16 protein-coding genes are annotated in these 16,734 nt (G+C 72.3%); 2 read left to right on the top strand and 14 right to left on the bottom strand.

The genetic code is table 11. The annotated features are described in order from the left end of the window. Positions 1-44: 44 nt before the first annotated feature. The 7 genes from U9R90_RS04110 to U9R90_RS04080 form a co-directional block, all read right to left on the bottom strand. The gene (locus tag U9R90_RS04110) at positions 45-563 is read right to left on the bottom strand and encodes a flavodoxin domain-containing protein (protein WP_411054987.1); all 519 of its coding nucleotides are present in this window, start codon (positions 561-563) and stop codon (positions 45-47) included. A gap of 13 nt (positions 564-576) precedes the next feature. Next, on the bottom strand, positions 577-1,302 hold the full coding sequence (locus tag U9R90_RS04105) for a CBS domain-containing protein (RefSeq protein WP_411054986.1): 726 nt from the start codon (positions 1,300-1,302) through the stop codon (positions 577-579). Positions 1,303-1,334: 32 nt separating this feature from the next. Then, positions 1,335-4,043, bottom strand: a complete 2,709-nt coding sequence (locus tag U9R90_RS04100; RefSeq protein WP_411054985.1) for a GNAT family N-acetyltransferase — start codon at positions 4,041-4,043, stop codon at positions 1,335-1,337. 121 nt (positions 4,044-4,164) lie between these two features. Further along, positions 4,165-4,425 carry a HypC/HybG/HupF family hydrogenase formation chaperone gene (locus U9R90_RS04095; RefSeq protein ID WP_411054984.1) on the bottom strand — a complete coding sequence of 87 codons (261 nt, stop codon included), beginning with the start codon at positions 4,423-4,425 and terminating at the stop codon, positions 4,165-4,167. Positions 4,426-4,430: 5 nt separating this feature from the next. Further along, positions 4,431-6,971, bottom strand: a complete 2,541-nt coding sequence (locus U9R90_RS04090) for a carbamoyltransferase HypF (protein ID WP_411054983.1) — start codon at positions 6,969-6,971, stop codon at positions 4,431-4,433. A gap of 6 nt (positions 6,972-6,977) precedes the next feature. Continuing rightward, on the bottom strand, positions 6,978-7,478 hold the full coding sequence (locus U9R90_RS04085; RefSeq protein WP_411054982.1) for a hydrogenase maturation protease: 501 nt from the start codon (positions 7,476-7,478) through the stop codon (positions 6,978-6,980). A gap of 94 nt (positions 7,479-7,572) precedes the next feature. Next, a complete protein-coding gene (locus tag U9R90_RS04080) occupies positions 7,573-7,959 on the bottom strand; it encodes a DUF302 domain-containing protein (protein ID WP_411054981.1) in 387 nt (128 codons plus the stop codon). A gap of 201 nt (positions 7,960-8,160) precedes the next feature. Between U9R90_RS04080 and U9R90_RS04075 the strand changes: the two genes are divergently transcribed. Further along, complete coding sequence (locus U9R90_RS04075) at positions 8,161-9,519, top strand: dihydrolipoyl dehydrogenase family protein (RefSeq protein ID WP_411054980.1); 1,359 nt, start codon at positions 8,161-8,163, stop codon at positions 9,517-9,519. Between the two features lie 82 nt (positions 9,520-9,601). Here the strand turns inward: U9R90_RS04075 and U9R90_RS04070 are convergent, their stop codons facing one another. Together U9R90_RS04070 and U9R90_RS04065 are read right to left on the bottom strand one after the other, a co-directional pair. Beyond that, a complete protein-coding gene (locus U9R90_RS04070; RefSeq protein ID WP_411054979.1) occupies positions 9,602-11,026 on the bottom strand; it encodes a GntP family permease in 1,425 nt (474 codons plus the stop codon). After that, positions 11,013-11,579 (bottom strand): gluconokinase, encoded by a 567-nt coding sequence (locus tag U9R90_RS04065; RefSeq protein ID WP_411054978.1) that lies wholly within the window; start codon positions 11,577-11,579, stop codon positions 11,013-11,015. The genes U9R90_RS04070 and U9R90_RS04065 overlap by 14 nt, the downstream gene beginning before the upstream one ends. Positions 11,580-11,751: 172 nt before the next feature. On the opposite strand from U9R90_RS04065, the gene U9R90_RS04060 reads away from it, so the two are divergent. Then, complete coding sequence (locus tag U9R90_RS04060; RefSeq protein WP_411054977.1) at positions 11,752-12,453, top strand: FadR/GntR family transcriptional regulator; 702 nt, start codon at positions 11,752-11,754, stop codon at positions 12,451-12,453. Positions 12,454-12,774: 321 nt separating this feature from the next. Here U9R90_RS04060 and U9R90_RS04055 read toward each other — a convergent pair whose 3' ends face one another. The 5 genes from U9R90_RS04055 to U9R90_RS04035 are packed head-to-tail and all read right to left on the bottom strand — an operon-like array spanning position 12,775 to position 16,630. Next, the gene (locus U9R90_RS04055; RefSeq protein WP_411054976.1) at positions 12,775-14,016 is read right to left on the bottom strand and encodes a cytochrome P450 family protein; all 1,242 of its coding nucleotides are present in this window, start codon (positions 14,014-14,016) and stop codon (positions 12,775-12,777) included. Continuing rightward, a complete protein-coding gene (locus tag U9R90_RS04050) occupies positions 14,013-15,248 on the bottom strand; it encodes a cytochrome P450 (protein ID WP_411054975.1) in 1,236 nt (411 codons plus the stop codon). The genes U9R90_RS04055 and U9R90_RS04050 overlap by 4 nt, the downstream gene beginning before the upstream one ends. Continuing rightward, a complete protein-coding gene (locus tag U9R90_RS04045) occupies positions 15,245-15,877 on the bottom strand; it encodes a GTP-binding protein (RefSeq protein WP_411054974.1) in 633 nt (210 codons plus the stop codon). The genes U9R90_RS04050 and U9R90_RS04045 overlap by 4 nt, the downstream gene beginning before the upstream one ends. Beyond that, positions 15,852-16,211, bottom strand: coding sequence for a DUF742 domain-containing protein (locus U9R90_RS04040; RefSeq protein ID WP_411054973.1), 360 nt, complete (start codon positions 16,209-16,211; stop codon positions 15,852-15,854). The genes U9R90_RS04045 and U9R90_RS04040 overlap by 26 nt, the downstream gene beginning before the upstream one ends. Beyond that, complete coding sequence (locus U9R90_RS04035) at positions 16,208-16,630, bottom strand: roadblock/LC7 domain-containing protein (protein ID WP_411054972.1); 423 nt, start codon at positions 16,628-16,630, stop codon at positions 16,208-16,210. The genes U9R90_RS04040 and U9R90_RS04035 overlap by 4 nt, the downstream gene beginning before the upstream one ends. Positions 16,631-16,734: the final 104 nt, after the last annotated feature.

Here is a 16,734-nt window from a genome sequence, read left to right as displayed (position 1 = left end):
CAATGGTCCTGCCGAGTGGCCGTTTCACCTCTTTCGGCGGCCGCTCATCCCGTGCCGGGCGAGGACAGGTTCTTGGTGAGCTCCGTGGTGATGTCCGCGGCCCACGCCCTGATCTGGGTGAAGTCGCGGAAGTCACCGCCCTGCCCGTTCTTGATGAGCCTCCGGGCCATGCGGCCCTTGGCGCCCTCCTCCAGCCGGCCGCCGAAGGTGGCGTGCCCGCGGGCGCCGACCCGGCGCGCCAGGCGACGTACCCCCAGCACCGGTGGGATCTCCTTCTCGGTGGCCGAGCCGTCCAGCGGTCCACTGCTGAACAGCCACACCGGCACCGCTGTGAGGGACCGGCGGTGGCGGCGGGCGAAGCGGCGGGCGTCGCGATGCCAGAGGCCCATGTACAGCGCGCCACCGATGACCACCGCGTCGTACGGGCGGAGGTCCCCGACCAGCGCGGCGGGCCGTACCTGTGCCGTGAAGCCTCCCTCACGCAGGACCTCGGCGATCGCATAGGAGATCTCGGCGGTCGAGCCGTTCTTCGTGCCGTAGGCGATGAGTACCGTGCGTGTCATGGTCTGTGCCTCCTCACAGTTTGCGCAGCCAGTCGTCGGCGATGCCGTGCAGCGCCTGTTCGGACGGCGGCAGCCGGGAGTCGTCGAAGCGGTAGGTGAGCTTGTCGACCACGGCCACCACCCCGTCGATCTGCCGGGTCATGCGCACCGCCACCGGGGTCTCGCTGCGCCGTTCCAGCTTCCCGTCCAGCGTCACGACGCCCTCGTTCACCTTGACGTCGATGGCCCGGGGGCCCAGCCACAGGGTGCGTACGAGCACCTCGTCGATCACCTCGCGGCGTATCGCCTCATCCGGGCGCAGGAACACCTGGAGCAGGTCGCGACGGGTGACGATGCCGACCAGGCGGTCCTCCTCGTCCACGACGGGCAGGCGCTCGACGCGGTGGCCGGCCATCGTGCGGGCCGCTTCGGCGATCGTGTCCTTGGCGTGCACCGTGATGGCCGGCTTGGACATCAGCTGCCCGGCCGTACGGGCATGCGCCTTGGTGCTCCGCGTACGGCTGCCGGGAGTGAGGTGCGGCCAGTGGAACCGGTGTTCGGTCTTGGGCGGGTCGGTCGCCTGCCGGGCCATGAGGTCGGTCTCGGAGATCACACCGACCACCTTCTCGTCGGCGTCCACCACCGGCAGGCCGCTGATCCGGTGCTCGTTGAGCAGCCGTGCGACCTCCTTGAAGGGGGTGCCGTAGCGGACGTGCACGACCTCGCTCGTCATCACCGAGCCGATCTTGCTGTGCTTCATGGGTGCTCTCCTTCTCGGCGCGGGCCGGCTCCTCAGCGGAGCCGCCTCAGATAGGGGTCCTTGGCCTTGCGGGGCGCGAGCCGCACCCGGACGTCGAGCGCGGTGACGCCACCAGGCCAGGCCAGGACGGGGTTGAAGTCGGCCTCGGCCAGCTGCGGCAGATCGCTCGCCATCCGCGAGATCCGCAGCAGCAGCCCTTCCAGACCCTCCAGGTCGACCGGACCGCCGCCAGCTCGGCCGAAGAGCAGCGGTGCGCAGCGTGGCGAGGTGATCAGGTCGTGGACGTCGTGGTCGGTGAGCGGGGCCAGCCGCCCGGCATGGTCGGCGAGTACCTCCGTCGCCGTACCGCCGAGGCCGAACAGGACCAGGGGCCCGAACACCTCGTCCTGGACGACGCCCGCGAACAGCTCGATGCCGCGCCGGGCGAGCGGCTGCACCACCACACCGGTCATCAGGTGCCCGAAGCGCAGCTCGAAATCCCGGTAGGCGGCCCGTACCTGGGCATCGCCGCGCAGGTCGAGGTGGACCGCGTGCAGTTCGCTCTTGTGCAGCAGGCCCGGCCAGTGGGCCTTCAGCACCACCAGGCCGTCAGGACCCTTGAGCCGTTCCGCCGCGAGGACGGCGTCGTCCTCGCTCTGGGCCCAGCCCCAGGGCAGTTGCGGGATGCCGTAGCAGTCCAGCAGCTCGGCGCAGGTGAGCGGGTCGAGCCAGCCGCCGTCCGGGTGGTGCTCCAGCCAGGTCTCGGCCACCCCATGGGCCCGGGGGGTGTCCACACCGTCGAGCGCGGGCACGCTGCCCGGCGGCCGGGCCAGCCAGGCGGCCCGGTCCGCGGCGTGTGCGAGGGCACGGGCCGCGGACTGCGGATCGGCGTACGCGGGCAGGGTGCCGTCAGCGCCGGCCAGCGGACGCACCCGCTGCTCCTGGTCGACGAGGACTGCGGCGACCGGCTTGGAGCGACCTCGTCCGGGTGCGTGGGTGAGGGCGCGGACGAGGTCGTCGCCGGTCGCCGCGGCGAGCGCGGTGGGCACCAGCGCCACCAGGATCGCGTCCACCGCGCCGCTCTCGGCGATGCGGTCAAGGCAGGTGCGCAGCTGTTCCTCGGTGACGGCGGCGGTGGCATCGACGGGGTTGGTGGCGACCGCACCTCGCGGCAGTGTCTCCAGCAGCTCGCCGACCAGGTCGGTGCCCAGCGGTGGGACGGTGAGACCGGCCTCGGCGCAGGCGTCAGCGGCCAGCACTCCGGTGCCTCCCGCGTTGGTGACCACGGCGACCCGGCGCCCCGGCGGCAGCGGCTGGGAGTGCAGGAGGGCGGCAGCGTCCAGGAGTTCGGGAATGGTGCGGGTGGCGGTGATCCCGGCCTGGCTGAACAGCGCCTGCCGCGTCATCGTCGTCGTGGCGGCGGCCGCCGTGTGCGAGGCAGCCGCCCGCCGACCGGCCTCCGTCCGCCCGGCGTCCACCGTCAGGATCGGCATCCGCCGGGTCACCCGACGGGCCGTACGCGAGAACGCCCGCGGGCTGCCGAACGATTCGAGGTGCAGCAGCGCCCGATCGGTGTATCCGTCCGACTCCCACCACTGCAGCAGGTCGTTGCCGCTGACGTCGTACTTGTCGCCGAGCGAGACGAAACTGGACACCCCGATACCGAGCCGCTCCAGACCGGCGAGCAGGGCGATGCCGACGCCGCCCGACTGCACGGCCACACCGGCCGTGCCCGGCCTGGGATGGGCGGCGGCGAACGTCGCGTCCAGGCGCACCGCCTCGTGGGTGCTGGCGATGCCCAGGCAGTTGGGTCCGACCAGGCGCATCCCGTGGCTGCGGCAGGCGGCCAGCAGTGTCCGCCCCTGCTCGGCGTCCAGGCCCGCGGAGATGACGAGCAGCGCGTGCACGCCCAGCTTCCCGCACTCCTCGGCGACCCCCGGCACCTCGGACGCGGGCACCGCGACCACCACCAGGTCCGGGGCCTGCGGCAGCGCGCTCACCGAGGGGAAGGCGTGTACCCCCAGCAGGGACGTGACCGTCGGATGGACGGCGTACAGCCTGCCGCTGAACCCACCCGTGCACAGATTGCGCAGAATCGCCCGCCCCACGGAGCCGGGTTTGCGGCCCGCCCCGATCACGGCGATCGACCGCGGTCGCAGCAGCGGTGTCAGACTGGCGACTCCTGCGGTACGGCCGCGTGCGTCCACCGCGCTCAAGTAGTGGTTGTTCTGGGCGAGTTGAACGGTGCAGTGCACCTCGGTTCCGTCGAAACGGCGCGCGGTGCGCAGCCCCAGATCCGCGAAGACCTTCAGGACCCGGTGGTTCTCGGCGAGCGCGTCGGCGGTGAACGCGGTGATGCCGTCCGCGCGGGCCGCGGACACCAGGTGCTCCAGGAGCAGCGTGGCGACGCCACGGTGGTGCCAGTCGTCCGCGGTGGCGAGCGCGATCTCGGCGGTGTTCGCCGCGGATCCGGCCGGCGCCCGCTCGTACTCGGCAACGCCGATCAGGCACCCCTCGGCTTCGGTTTCGGCAAGCAGCGCCCGGTAGGCCGACCCCTGTGGGCGGCACATCCGGTCAGCGGCCAGCTGGGCCGACGTCCGGCTCAGTCCGAAGAACCGCCAGCGCAGGTTCTCCGCCGACATGTCCTCGTGCAACCGCAGCACGGCGGCACGGTCGGAGGCGTCAACCGGCCGGATGCGCACGGTCGTACCGTCGGCGAGCAGAGCGTGGACCGTGTCCTCGGTCCCCGGTACGTCGGTCATCATGGCCCCTTCGTAGGTGGCTTGCCACCCTCAGCGTCCGGCGCCGGGGCCGCCGCCCCCAGGGGCTGCTCGGGCACATGCCTGGGCCGCTCGGCCCCGCCCGCCCGGAAGTGGAGCGGGATCAGCCCGGCAGCGGTTCGCCCAACTCGCCCTCGACGGCCCCGGCCATGGCGCGCAGCACATCGAGGGTGCGCTCGGCCTCCGCCTCGTCGACCGTCGTGATCGCGAAGCCGACGTGCACGATGACGTACATGCCGACATCCGCGTCGGGTGTGTACGCGAGGCAGGCCTCACGCCGGATGCCGCCGAAGTCGACGGTGGCCATGCGCAGTCCGGTGCTGTCGTCGATCTCCAGTACGCGACCCGGGATACCCAGGCACATGCCGATCACTCCCTCGCCAGACGGGCGGCCGCGACCGCGGCCTGTCCATAGCTGATGCCGCCGTCCCCGACCGGGACGGCACGGCCCACCAGGACGCGCAGGCCCTGGGCACGCAGACGGCGGCGTACCTCGGTCAGCAGCCGCCGGTTGGTGAAGCAGCCACCGGCCAGGCAGACGGTCCGTGGAGCGCCCTCGGCCACGGCGCGGGCGACCAGCTCCGCGGTGACGGCGGCGAGCGTGGTGTGGAAGGCGGCGGCGCACCGGCCCACGGGTTCGTCGGCGGCCAGGCGGTCGAGCAGGTCCACCAGGGTCGGGGTCGGGTCGTACACCCACAGCCCGTCGGCCCGTACGAGGCGGTGGTCCAGCGGCAGTACCCGCTGGCTGCCCGCCGCGGCCTCCAGGCGCACCGCCGCCTCACCCTCGTAACTCACGCTGTCCGCAAGCCCGATGAGACTCGCGACCGCGTCGAAGAGCCGACCCGCGCTGGAGGCGCGCGGACAGTTCAGGTCACGCTCCACCATGGCGCGCACGGTGTCCACGGCACGGTGGTCGAGCCGCCCGGTGAACTCGCGGGTCAGCCAGTCGTGCGGTCGGGGCGTCCCGAGCGGCTCGGCTCCGTACAGGTAGCCGAGCGCCATCCGCCACGGATGCCGCACCGCCGCCTCCCCACCGGGCAGCGGCGCGGTCGCGAACCGGCCCACGCGCCGGTAGCCCGCGAGGTCGGCGACCAGGATCTCGCCGCCCCACAGGGTGCCGTCGTCGCCGAACCCGAGCCCGTCGTAGGCGACCCCGGTGAACGGCCCGGTGAGGCCGTGCTCGGCGGCGACCGCGGCGACGTGGGCGTGGTGGTGCTGCACCCCGATGCGGCGCACGGGCTGCTCCTTCGCCCACTGTGTGGAGAGATAGCCCGGGTGCAGGTCGTGCGCGATGACGCGTGGTGTGATCCCGGTGAGCCGCCTGAGCCCGGCGTACGACGTGAGAAAGGCGTCGTACGTCGCCACATCCGCCAAGTCGCCCGTATGCGGGCCCACATGGGCCCGGTCGGCGGCGGCGAGCGTGAAGGTGTGCTTGAGCTGGGCGCCCGCTCCGGCCAGCGGCACGGGCGCCGGCACCCGCAGCGGGAGGGGGGCGGGTGCCAGTCCGCGCGCCCGCCGCACCGTGAGTACGGTGCGGCCGGTCACCTGGACGACCGAGTCGTCGTAGCGGGCCTGGATGGGCCGGTCGTGACCGAGGAACCCGTCGGCGACCGGGGCTAGGGGGCGTCTCTCCGATCTTCGCGGGCCCGCGACGCCTGGCACGCGCCCCCAAGCTCTCGACTGCTTCCCCAAGCTCTCGGCTGCGCTCGAGCAGGGGAGACCCCATTGAGCAGGGAGGGACCCCCTTCGACGCACGGCCGAATCACCCAAGTACGTCCAGTACGAGGGCGATCCGGCCGCACGCCGATGTACCGCACCAGCCGCCGCGGGCTGATCCGCGAAGATCGGAGAGACGCCCCCTAGGGCGGCAAGTGCTTCGGCGTCGTCGACGGCGATGGGCTCATCGGCGAGATTGCCGCTGGTGACGACGAGCGGTCGGCCGACGTCGCGCAGCAGCAGATGGTGCAGACCGGTGGTGGGCAGGAACAGTCCGACGCGGTCGGTACCGGGATGGACACCGGCCGCGAGTGTGGCGCGGGCCCCGGCGCGGGCTCGGAGCAGGACGACGGGCCGCGCCGGAGAGGTGAGCGCGGTACGTTCCGTGCCGCCGATCCGCGCCAACCGCCCCGCCGCCGCGAGATCCGCCACCATCACCGCGAACGGCTTCCCTGGCCTGCGCTTGCGACGCCGCAGCTCGCCCACGGCCGCGGCGTCGGTCGCGTCGCACACCAGCTGATAGCCCCCAAGGCCCTTCACCGCGGCGATCCCACCCGCGTCGACGACGGACACCGCGGCCTTCAACGCGGCCTCGCCCGTCAACTCGCCCCAGCAGAGCCGGGGCCCGCACGCCGGGCAGGCCAGCGGCTCGGCGTGGAAACGCCGCTCACCCGGGTCCGCGTACTCGGTGGCGCAGGGCACGCACAGCGGGAAGTGGCGCATGGTCGTCCGGATCCGGTCGTACGGCAGGTCCTCGATGACCGTGGCCCGGGGCCCGCAGTCGGTGCAGTTGATGAACGGATAGCGGTAGCGGCGGTCACCGGCGTCGAACAGCTCGGCCAGGCACGCCGCACAGATCGCCGCGTCGGGCGGGATCTCGCGCGCTGTGGCCGGTACCCCCGTGGGGCCGCTCGACAGAACGGCGAAACCGGATCCCACCGCGGGTCCGGACTCGGCCGTAGTGCTCATACGGACGCGGCGCACCTCCGCGAGGACCGGCGCATCCCGGCGCAGCCGCCCCCCGAACTCCTCCACCGCGCCCGAAGCCCCGGCCACCAGGCCCTCCACATGCCCGTCCACATTGGCCACCCAGCCGTCCAGGCCGAGCCGGGTGGCGGTGCGGTACACGAAGGGCCTGAAGCCCACGCCCTGGACGATCCCGGTCACTTCGAAACGGCGTACGGAACGCACCACAGCGGCTCACCCCCGTGCCGCGGCACCGCTGTGCCGGATGATCTCGGCCGCCACGCTCTCGGCGAGCGGCGCCACCACGGCCGCGACCGCGGGCGTGAGCCCGGTGCCCATGGAGGTGTCGGCGCCCTCCACGGCGTACGCGACCAGTCGGCCGGGCAGCCGCCCGAGCACCCGCGCCAGCTCGACGGCCTCACCCAGGCCGAGCCCGTGCGAGCTGGTCGTCGGCGGCTGGCTGAGCCGCTCGGAGTCCAGCTCAAGACGGTGTACGCGGCCGGGGGTGCCGGGATGCGCGTGCGCCGCGTCGACGACCACCGCCAGGTCGGCGCCTTCCCACAGACCGATCAGCCGCCCCGGGTCGCCGTCGCAGAGGGCGAGCACCGTGCCCGGCGGCAGCGGGCGCGCCGCCGACCGCTCCCGCAGTCTGGCCACGACGGCCCAGCCCACGCCGTCATCGCGCCGGAAGTCGTTGCCGACCCCGATGACGGCCATCCGCATACGCGTCCCCATAGATCCACTCTCGCGACCCCGGCCACGCCCGACACAGGGGCCGAGTGGCCCTTTCCGGGGCCGACTCGCCACTGTCGGGTGCGGGTGCGGGGTCTCAGGTGAGCGTGGCCAGCGCCGCGTCGAGGCGGCGGGTGGCTTCGGCCGCGATCGGTTCGAGGGCGGGCAGTTCGGTGAGCGTGACCAGGGTGCCCGGGTCCATGGCCTGCACCACCGTGCCGGAGCCGTCCGCGCGGACGACGACGTTGCAGGGCAGCAGCAGGCCGATGGTGCGGTCGACCTCCAGGGCCTGGTGGGCCAGGGGCGGGTTGCAGGCGCCGAGGATCAGGTAGTCCTCCATGTCGTGGCCGAGTTTCGCCTTGAGCGTCGCGGTGACGTCGATCTCGGTGAGGATGCCGAAGCCCTGTGCGGCCAGGGCCTCGCGGACCGCGGTGACGGTGGTGGCGAAGTCGCGGTCCAGACGGACGGTCCGGTCGTAGCCCATGTCGATACGTCCTCTTCTGCGCGGGGGTGGTTCTGGCGCCATCGTCGCTCCGTCACGATGCTGGGCACAGGGCCGATCGGGTCCATCCCCCGGGTTGACCACCTGTCCCGGTGAGGGAAGGAAGCGGCGGGGTCGCCGGGTTTCCGGTACGCGCAGCGAACCGGGCGTACCGGTTGTGCGGGACCGAGGAGGTTGAGCCGGATGACGCAGGACACCGATGTCGTGGTGATCGGGATGGGGCCGGGTGGTGAGCAGGTGGCCGGGCGCTTGGCTGAGTCCGGGCTGCGGGTGACCGGCGTCGAGGCGGAGCTGGTCGGCGGCGAGTGCCCGTACTGGGGCTGTGTGCCGAGCAAGATGATGATCCGTGCCGCGAACCTGCTGGCCGAGGCCCGCCGTATCCCCGGCGTCGCCGGGCACGCGGAGGTCACCCCCGACTGGGCGCCGGTCGCGGCCCGGATCCGCGCGGAGGCCACCGACGACTGGAACGACCAGGTGGCCGTGGACCGGTTTACGGCCAAGGGCGGGCACCTCGTGCGCGGCCGCGGGCGGTTGACCGGACCCGGGCGGGTGTCGGTGAACGGCGAGACATACCAGGCCCGGCGCGGTGTGGTGATCGCCACCGGCACCCGCTCCTGGGCCCCGCCGATCCCCGGCCTGGAGGCGGTCCCGTACTGGACGAACCGCGATGCTGTCGCCGCCAAGGAGCCGCCCGGCTCGCTGCTCGTGCTCGGCGGTGGCGCGATCGGCCTCGAACTCGCTCAGGCCTTCGCCCGGTTCGGCACCCAGGTCACGGTCGTCGAAGCCCTCGACCAGGTGCTGCCGCTGGAGGAGCCGGAGAGCGGCGAGCTGATCGCCGATGTGCTGCGGGCCGAAGGCCTCGTCGTACGCACCGGGGCGCGGGCCGCGTCAGTACGCCACGACGGGACCACCTTCACCCTGACCCTGGACGGCGGCGAGGAACTCACCGCCCAGCACCTGCTGGTCGCCACCGGACGCCGCCCCGAGCTCAGCGGCCTCGGCCTGGACACCGTCGGCCTCGACCCGGCGGCCCGCGCCCTGGAGGTGGACGAGCACATGCGGGCCGCGCCCGCCCTGTGGGGCGTGGGCGATGTGACCGGGCGCGGCGCCTTCACCCATGTGGCGATGTACCAGGCGGAGATCGCCGTACGTTCCGTCCTCGACCAGGAAGGCCCCGCCGCGGACTACCGGGCCCTTCCCCGGGTCACCTTCACCGATCCCGAGGTCGCCTCGGTCGGCCTGAGCGAGGCACAGGCCAGGGAGCGGGGGCTGCGGGTGCGTACGGGGATCGCCCGGGTGCCGTCATCGGCGCGCGGCTGGATCCACAAGGCGGGCAACGAGGGCCTGGTCAAGGTGGTCGAGGACGCCGACCGCGGCATTCTGGTCGGCGCCACGGCCGCGGGCCCGGCGGGCGGCGAGGTGCTGTACGGGCTCGCGGTGGCCATCCAGGCCAGGGTTCCCGTCGACCCCCTGCGCCACATGATCTACGCCTACCCGACCTTCCACCGCGCCGTGGAAGACGCCCTGGCCCAGCTGCGCTGACCGCGAGGAGAGGGTGAAGGTGAGGGGCCATCCGAGGATGGCCCCTCACCTTCTCGCGTGCCGCGACGTAACCCAGGGCCCGTCACACGACGGCCCACAGGCCGAGCGCGACCAGGAACGCCGAGATGCCGAGCGTCGTCTCCATCACCGTCCAGGTCTTCAGCGTCGTCTTCTCGTCCATCCCGAAGAACCGGCTGACCAGCCAGAAGCCGGAGTCGTTGACGTGCGAGAGCACCGTGGCGCCCGCCGCGACCGCGACGACGATCAGGGCGATCTGGAAGTCACCCAGGTTGGCGTCGGCCACCGAGGTCGCTAGGAGCCCTGAGGCGGTGGTCAGCGCCACCGTCGCCGAGCCCTGCGCGACCCGCAGCAGCGTGGCGATGACGAACGCCTGCAGCATCAGCGGCATCCCGAGGTCGGAGAGCGAGTCGCTGAGCGCCGCGCCGATGCCGCTGAACTTCAGGACGCCGCCGAACATCCCGCCCGCGCCGGTGATCAGGATGATCGAGCAGATCGGGCCGAGCGCGCCGTCGAGGGTCTTGGTGACCTGCGACATCGAGGAGGCACGCGGCATGGCGAGGATGGCGATCGCGATCAGGACCGTGATCAGCAGCGCGATCGGGGTGTTGCCCAGCAGGCTCAGGAACGCGACCCAGCCCTGTCCCTCGTCGAGGACATCGGCCGAGACGAGCGTGCTCAGGACGGTGTTGAACGAGATCAGGACCAGCGGCACGAGCAGCAGCAGGAGCACCATGCCGAAGGACGGCGGCCTCCGGTCGAGCGCGGCCTCCCCGTCGCCCTCGCGCTCCGCCGCGCTGTTCCCCTGACCGTCCCTGACCTCACCGAAGAGGACTTCCGGTACGGGGACATGGATACGGGCGCCCAGGAAGCGGGAGACCAGCAGCACACCGACGTACCAGGCGATCACGGCGATCGGCACGCCCACGAGCATGGTGACGCCGATGTTGCCGCCGAGCACCTCGGCCGCGGCGACCGGGCCGGGGTGCGGCGGGGTCATCGCGTGCATCGCGGCGAAGGCTCCGGCCGCGGGCAGCGCGTACAGCAGCAGGGAGCCGCCGAAGCGGCGGGCCACCGTGAGGATGATCGGCAGGAAGACGACCAGACCGGCGTCGAAGAAGATCGGCAGGCCGAAGAGCAGCGCGGCCACACCCAGCGCGAGCGGTGCTCTCTTCTCGCCGAACCGGCCGATCAGCGTGTCGGCCAGCACCTGGGCGCCGCCGGTGACTTCGAGCAGCCGCCCCAGCATCACGCCGAACGCCACCAGGAGCGCGACCGAGCCGATCGTGTCCCCGAAGCCGAACTTCAGCACGCCGGGGATGTCGGCGAGCGGGAAGCCCACGGCCACCGCCGTGATCACGCTCACCAGGACCAGCGACACAAAGGCGTGCAGCTTCACCTTCATGATCAGGAACAGCAGCAGGGCGACGGCGCCCGCCGCGATCAGCAGCAGCGTGGCGGTGCCGTACGCCGGCTCAATTGCTTCCATGAGAACACTCCATCGAATTCTCCAGACCTGCGGTGTCCGGGCCGGGCCCGAGCCTGTCCGTAAGGGCCGCGGACGCCCGCGCCACGAGGGCCTCGGGGGCCGCTGTGACGGGGACCGCGGTGCCGTGCTCGTCCGCCTGGAGCGGTTCGAGCGTGGCGAACTGCGAGTCGAGCAGGGTGCCGGGCATGAAATGGTCGCGACGCGCGGCGAGCCGCTCGGCGATCAATGCCCGGTCGCCCGTCAGATGGACGAAGAAGAGACCCGGCGCGGCGGCGCGGAGCCGGTCGCGGTAGGCGCGCTTGAGCGCGGAGCAGCTGACGACACCGCCGCGTCCGGCGCGGCTCGCGGCCCAGGCGCCGATGGCGTCGAGCCAGGGCTCCCGGTCGCTGTCGTCGAGCGGGGTGCCGGAACGCATCTTGGCGATGTTGGCCGGCGGGTGGAACGCGTCGGCCTCGGCGTACGGAACGCCGAGCGCGTCCGCCAGCAGGCCGCCGACCGTGGACTTGCCCGTACCGGACACGCCCATCACGACCACGACATGGGGGGTGGACATCTGGAACCTCGCTGTCTTCTTCGACCTCGATGCCGGAGCAAACACAAGCTCATATGTATGACGTATTCAAGAGCTCGCAATCAAAACGTCATACTTATTTGCGAGGGCGGGTGACCACGTAAGGTGAGAGCCGTACGGGGTGGAGCGCAGGCGGTACGGACACGGGAGACCCATGACCAGCGACGGGCGGGGCCTGCACGGGAAGCTGCTGGCACGTCTGGGGCCCGAGATCACCTCGGGCGCGTACCCGCCGGGGACGGTCCTGCGCACCGACGAGCTGGAGCAGCGCTTCGACGTGTCCCGCACGGTCGTCCGCGAGGCGGTACGGGTCCTGGAGTCCATGCACCTGGTGGAGTCACGGCGCCGGGTCGGGGTGACGGTGCGTCCCACCGAGGAGTGGCACGTCTTCGACCCGCAGGTCATCCGCTGGCGCCTGGCGGGCTCCGACCGGCCACGCCAACTGCGCTCGCTGACCGTGCTGCGCTCGGCGATCGAACCGGTCGCCGCGGGACTCGCGGCCCGGCTGGCCACGTCGGAACAGTGCGCCGAGCTGACGCGGCACGCACTGGGCATGGTGGCCACCTCGCGCGGCCAGCAACTGGACGCCTATCTGGTGCATGACGTGGCGTTCCACCACGTCATCCTGCGGGCGTCGGGCAATGAGATGTTCGCCAAGCTCGGCGATGTGGTCGCCGAGGTGCTGGCCGGGCGCACCGAGCACCGGGTGATGTTCACCGACCCCGACCCGGCGGCGGTGACCCTGCATGTACGGGTCGCGGAGGCGGTACGGGCGCGGGACGCCGAGCGCGCGGAGCGGCTGACCCGCGAGATCACCGTCGGCGCGATGGCGGAACTGGACGTGCTGGCGCCGTAGCGCCCGGCATCCGGCCCGCCCCAGAAGGGCGGGCCGCGCCAAGCCTGAGAGCCTGTCTTTGAACCCCCGCCTGCGCCCCGACGCCCGGCACGCACTCTCGCCGCACGGCGCCGCAGGACAGGTGGCTCCTTCCCCAAGCTCTCGGCTTCTCCCCCACTCTCGGCTCCGCTCGAGCGGGAGGTGCCCCCCTGAGCAGGGGAGACCCCATTCATGACCTGTACCGCCGCACGCCGAGAGCACGCACCGCCGGGACATAAGCCGCTTCGCGGCGGGCGCTGCGCCCGCGCTCCGCGCGGACGACGGGGGTTCAAAGACAGGCTCTCAGCCGTGCAGCCGCACCGGGATCTCCTGCCAGCCGTACGCGATGAACGACGGCACCTGCCGCAACTCGTCCGGCTTGACGGCCAGTTGGAGGTCCGGGTAGCGCTCGAACAGCGCCGGGAGCGCGGTCAGCGCCTCCACTTTGGCGAGCGGCGCGCCGATACAGCGGTGCACGCCGATGCCGAAGGCCAGGTGGTCGTCGGCGCCACGGGAGGCATTGAACTCGGTGGCGTCGGCGCCGTAGTGCTCAGGGTCGTACCCCGCGGCGGCGTACGTGGTCACGATCGCGTCGCCCGCCGGAATGGTCACCCCGTCCACGGTGATGTCGGTGACCGCGAAGCGCAGCGGCAGCGTGGCGATGGACGGGTGCACGCGCAGCACCTCGTCGACGACGGCGTCCCAGCCGATCTCGCCGGAGCGCACCGCGGCCAGCTGCTCCGGGTGCGTGAGCAGGGCCACCACGGCGTTGCCGATGAGGTTGACCGTGGTCTCGAACCCGGCGCCGATGACCAGCAGCAGCGTGTAGAGCAGTTCTTCGTCGCTGAGCCGGTCGCCCTCCTCGTCCCGGACCTTGATGAGCTCGGTGGTCAGGTCGTCGCCGGGATTCTCGGTCTTGAAGCCGATCAGCTTGCCCAGCACGGTGCCGATCTGCTCCTGCACGAACGCCGCGTGTTCCGGGCTCGGGTCGGAGGTGTCCATGATGGCGGCGATCAGTCGTCCGGTGTCCCCGACCAGATCGTCAGGGACGCCGAACAGCTCGCAGATCAGCCGCATCGGCAGCGGGTGGGCGTACCCGTCCCGCAGGTCCACCGTGCCGGCCGGCTCCGCCGCGGCGGCCGTGGTGTCCAGGGACTCCAGCAGTTCGGCGGTGATCTGCTCGACCCGGGCGCGCATCGCCTCGGTGCGGCGGGCGGTGAAGCTGGGGGCGACCAGCTTGCGCAGCCGGGTGTGGTCGGGGCCGTACGTTGACAGCATGTTGACCACGCCGACCCAGCCGAGTACCCAGCCCCAGGCCGGGTGTTGGCCCACCTCGGACCAGAGCGACCAGTGCTGGCGCGGGTCCTTGCTGACTCTGGGGTCGAGGATCAGGCTCTTGAGGGTGTCGTACCCGGTGGGTGCCCAGGCCGGTATCCCGCCTGGCAGCTCGACGGGTACCACGGGGCCGAGCGCGCGCAGCCGGGCGCTCTCGGCGGGGATGTCGGCACCGAACGGGTCGAGGGCCACACGGGTGGGCTCGGTCATGCTGAGTCTCCTGGCTGGTCGGGGGTGCGGGGGGTGTAGCGGACGGGCAGCGCCGTCAGGGAGCGGTGGAACGGGCCCGGGCGCCAGGTGAGGCGCTCGCGGGGGGTGGTCGGCTCCAGGTCGGGGAGCCACTGGGTGAGTCGTTCGATGGCCTCCGTGGCGATCAGCAGTGTGTGCTGCTTGACCGGGCAGGCGTGTTCACCGGCCGACCACGACAGGTGCGAGGCGTCGTGCGGGTGGTGGGCTCCGGCGAACTCCCGCTCGGCGAAGTGCCCGAGCGCGCCGTACGAGACGACCACCGGAATCGCCGCCTGGACCCAGACGCCGTGGAAGCTCAGCGGCTCACGGGCGAAGTGGATGCCGTAGTTGGACAGCGGCGTCTCGTACCGCAGCACCTCGACGACGGCGTCCATCACCGGCCGCGAACCGCTGGTCAGCGTCGAGTAGTAGGCGGGGTTGCCGAGGATGCGGGACAGCGCGTTGGAGACCAGGTTGGCGGTCGGCTCGTAGCCCGCGCCGAGGGTGAGGAAGACCTGCCAGGTGACCTCCTCGGGAGTGAGGCCGAAGGGGTGGTCGAGCAGCCAGCTGGTCAGGTCGTCGCCGCGCTGGGCGCTCTTGGCGCCGACGAGCTCCAGGACGTAACGGCCGTACTCGGCCTCGCCCTGGGCGGACGCCTCACCGCCCTCCATCATCTGCCCGAGCGCGCCGCCCAGCCGTCCGCTCTCGCTGTCCGGCAGCCCGAACAGGTTGTTGAAGACGAGCGCCATCAACGGGCGGGCGAAGTCGGCGACCAGGTCGGCGCGGCCCTCGGGGCCGACCCTGGCCACCAGGATGTCCACCGCGCGGTGCACCCGCTCGCGCAGGTCGTGCGGCTCCACCAGGTCGAAGGCGTCGACCAGGGTGCGCCGGTAGCGGATGTGCGCCTCGCCGTCCGCGAACAGAGAGTTGGGCCGCCAGCGCATCATGCCGAGGATCGGCGCGTCCTCGGCGACCGTGACCTCCCACGGGCGCGGGTCGTGCGACCAGGTCGCGTCGTCGTGCAGCAGGTCCAGGGCCGCGCGCCGGTCGGTGACGACGTACGCCGGGACACTGGGCGCGAGTTCCGCCCAGCCGATCGGGCCCTGGGCCTTGAGCGCCGCGTAGTAGCGGTGCGGGTCGGCGGCGAAACCGTCCTCCCACAGCCGTACCGGCGCGGACAGCGAGAACGCTTCTGCGGGGGCGGGGTAGTTCACCAGGTCTCCGGGCTGTTGCGGGCGATCAGGTGCTGGACGAGGGAGAGCAGTGCGTCGATCGAGGAGTGGCCGTCCCGGGCGTCGCAGGTCACCATCGGCGTGTCCGGCTCCAGGTCCAGGGAGCGGCGCAACTGCTCCTCGGTGTACGGGCGTGAGTCGGGGAAGGTGTTGAGCGCGACGGCGTACGGCAACCCCATCTCCTCCACCAGGCCGAGCACGTCGAAGGAGGCGTCGATCCGCCGGGTGTCGACCAACACCAGGGCCCCGAGCGCCCCGTGGGCGATGTCCTCCCACAGCGAGCGGAAGCGCTCCTGGCCGGGGGTGCCGAAGAGATACAGCACGATCCCGCCCGCGAGGCTGATCCGCCCGAAGTCGATGGCGACGGTCGTGGTCGCCTTGTCCCGCACGCCGGCCAGGTCGTCCACGTTCGCCGACGCCTCGGTCAGCTGCTCCTCGGTGTGCAGCGGACGGATCTCGGAGACCGAGTCGATCAGCGTCGTCTTGCCGACCCCGAACGGCCCGGTCACCAGGATCTTCACCAACTCGCGGGCACTGTCCGGCAGATGCGGACCGCTCTGGCCCGAGCCGCTGGGGCGCGCGGCGCTATACCTTGAGGGCGCGGAGGCCATCGGCGACTCTCTTCAGCAGGTCGGTGTCGGGCTGGGCGGCGAACGGAATCGGCGGGCGGGCGCTCACCAGACCCTGGTCGATCAGCGCGGCGGCAAGCACCCGTACCGCGGAGACCGGCAGCTCCAGCAGCGCCGCGGACTCCACCACGGTGAGCGATCCGCCGTCCAGCGTCTCCAGCAAGGAGAGCTGGGCGGCGGGGAGTTCGGTGGGCAGCGGCCCGTCGGCCCCGGTCAGGACCGACAGCCGCTCCAGGCTGTTGCGGCTGGGCCGCGCCACCCCGCCGGTGGCGAGATAGGCGGGGACCAGCGGGCGGCCGCTCCGGCGGCCGGTCATGCCCCGCTGCCGCCATCGGCTCCGCGGGGCGCGGCCGCCATCGCCTTCTCGCCGAGGCGCGCCACCTGCGAGTGGACCCGGTGGGCGAGCAGGTCGAGCCGCACCTCGGGGTCGCCGAAGGCGGCCACACAGGTGGCGTGCGGGGTGGGCGCGACCAGGATGTAGCCGTGGTCGGACTCGATGACCACCTGGCGCACCTCGGCGCTGTCCTGGTCGGCGAAGGCCGCCGCGGCGGTACGGCAGGCGCCCTGCACGGTGCTGGTGATGGCGGCGACGCGCTCGGCGGAGGCCTGCGACAGGGCCGCGGAGTATCCCGAGATCAGGCCGTCCCTGGTCAGCAGGACGGCGGCCAGGACGTGCGGGATCTCCAGGATCGGATCGAGCACCCAGGCCGTGTCGCCGGTGTCGCGGCTGGTCATCTGGGGGTGTTCCCTTCGGTGGTGTCGACGGGAGTGGTGTCGACGTAGGTGGTGTCGGAGGAGATGGGCTCGGGGGCGGTTGCTTCGCCGGGGGAGTCGGCGGG

This window comes from Streptomyces sp. E11-3 (genome assembly GCF_046540415.1).
Lineage (GTDB): Bacteria > Actinomycetota > Actinomycetes > Streptomycetales > Streptomycetaceae > Streptomyces.
The sequence above is the reverse complement of the archived record's forward strand: the minus strand, read 5'-3'. Positions and strand labels throughout refer to the sequence as shown.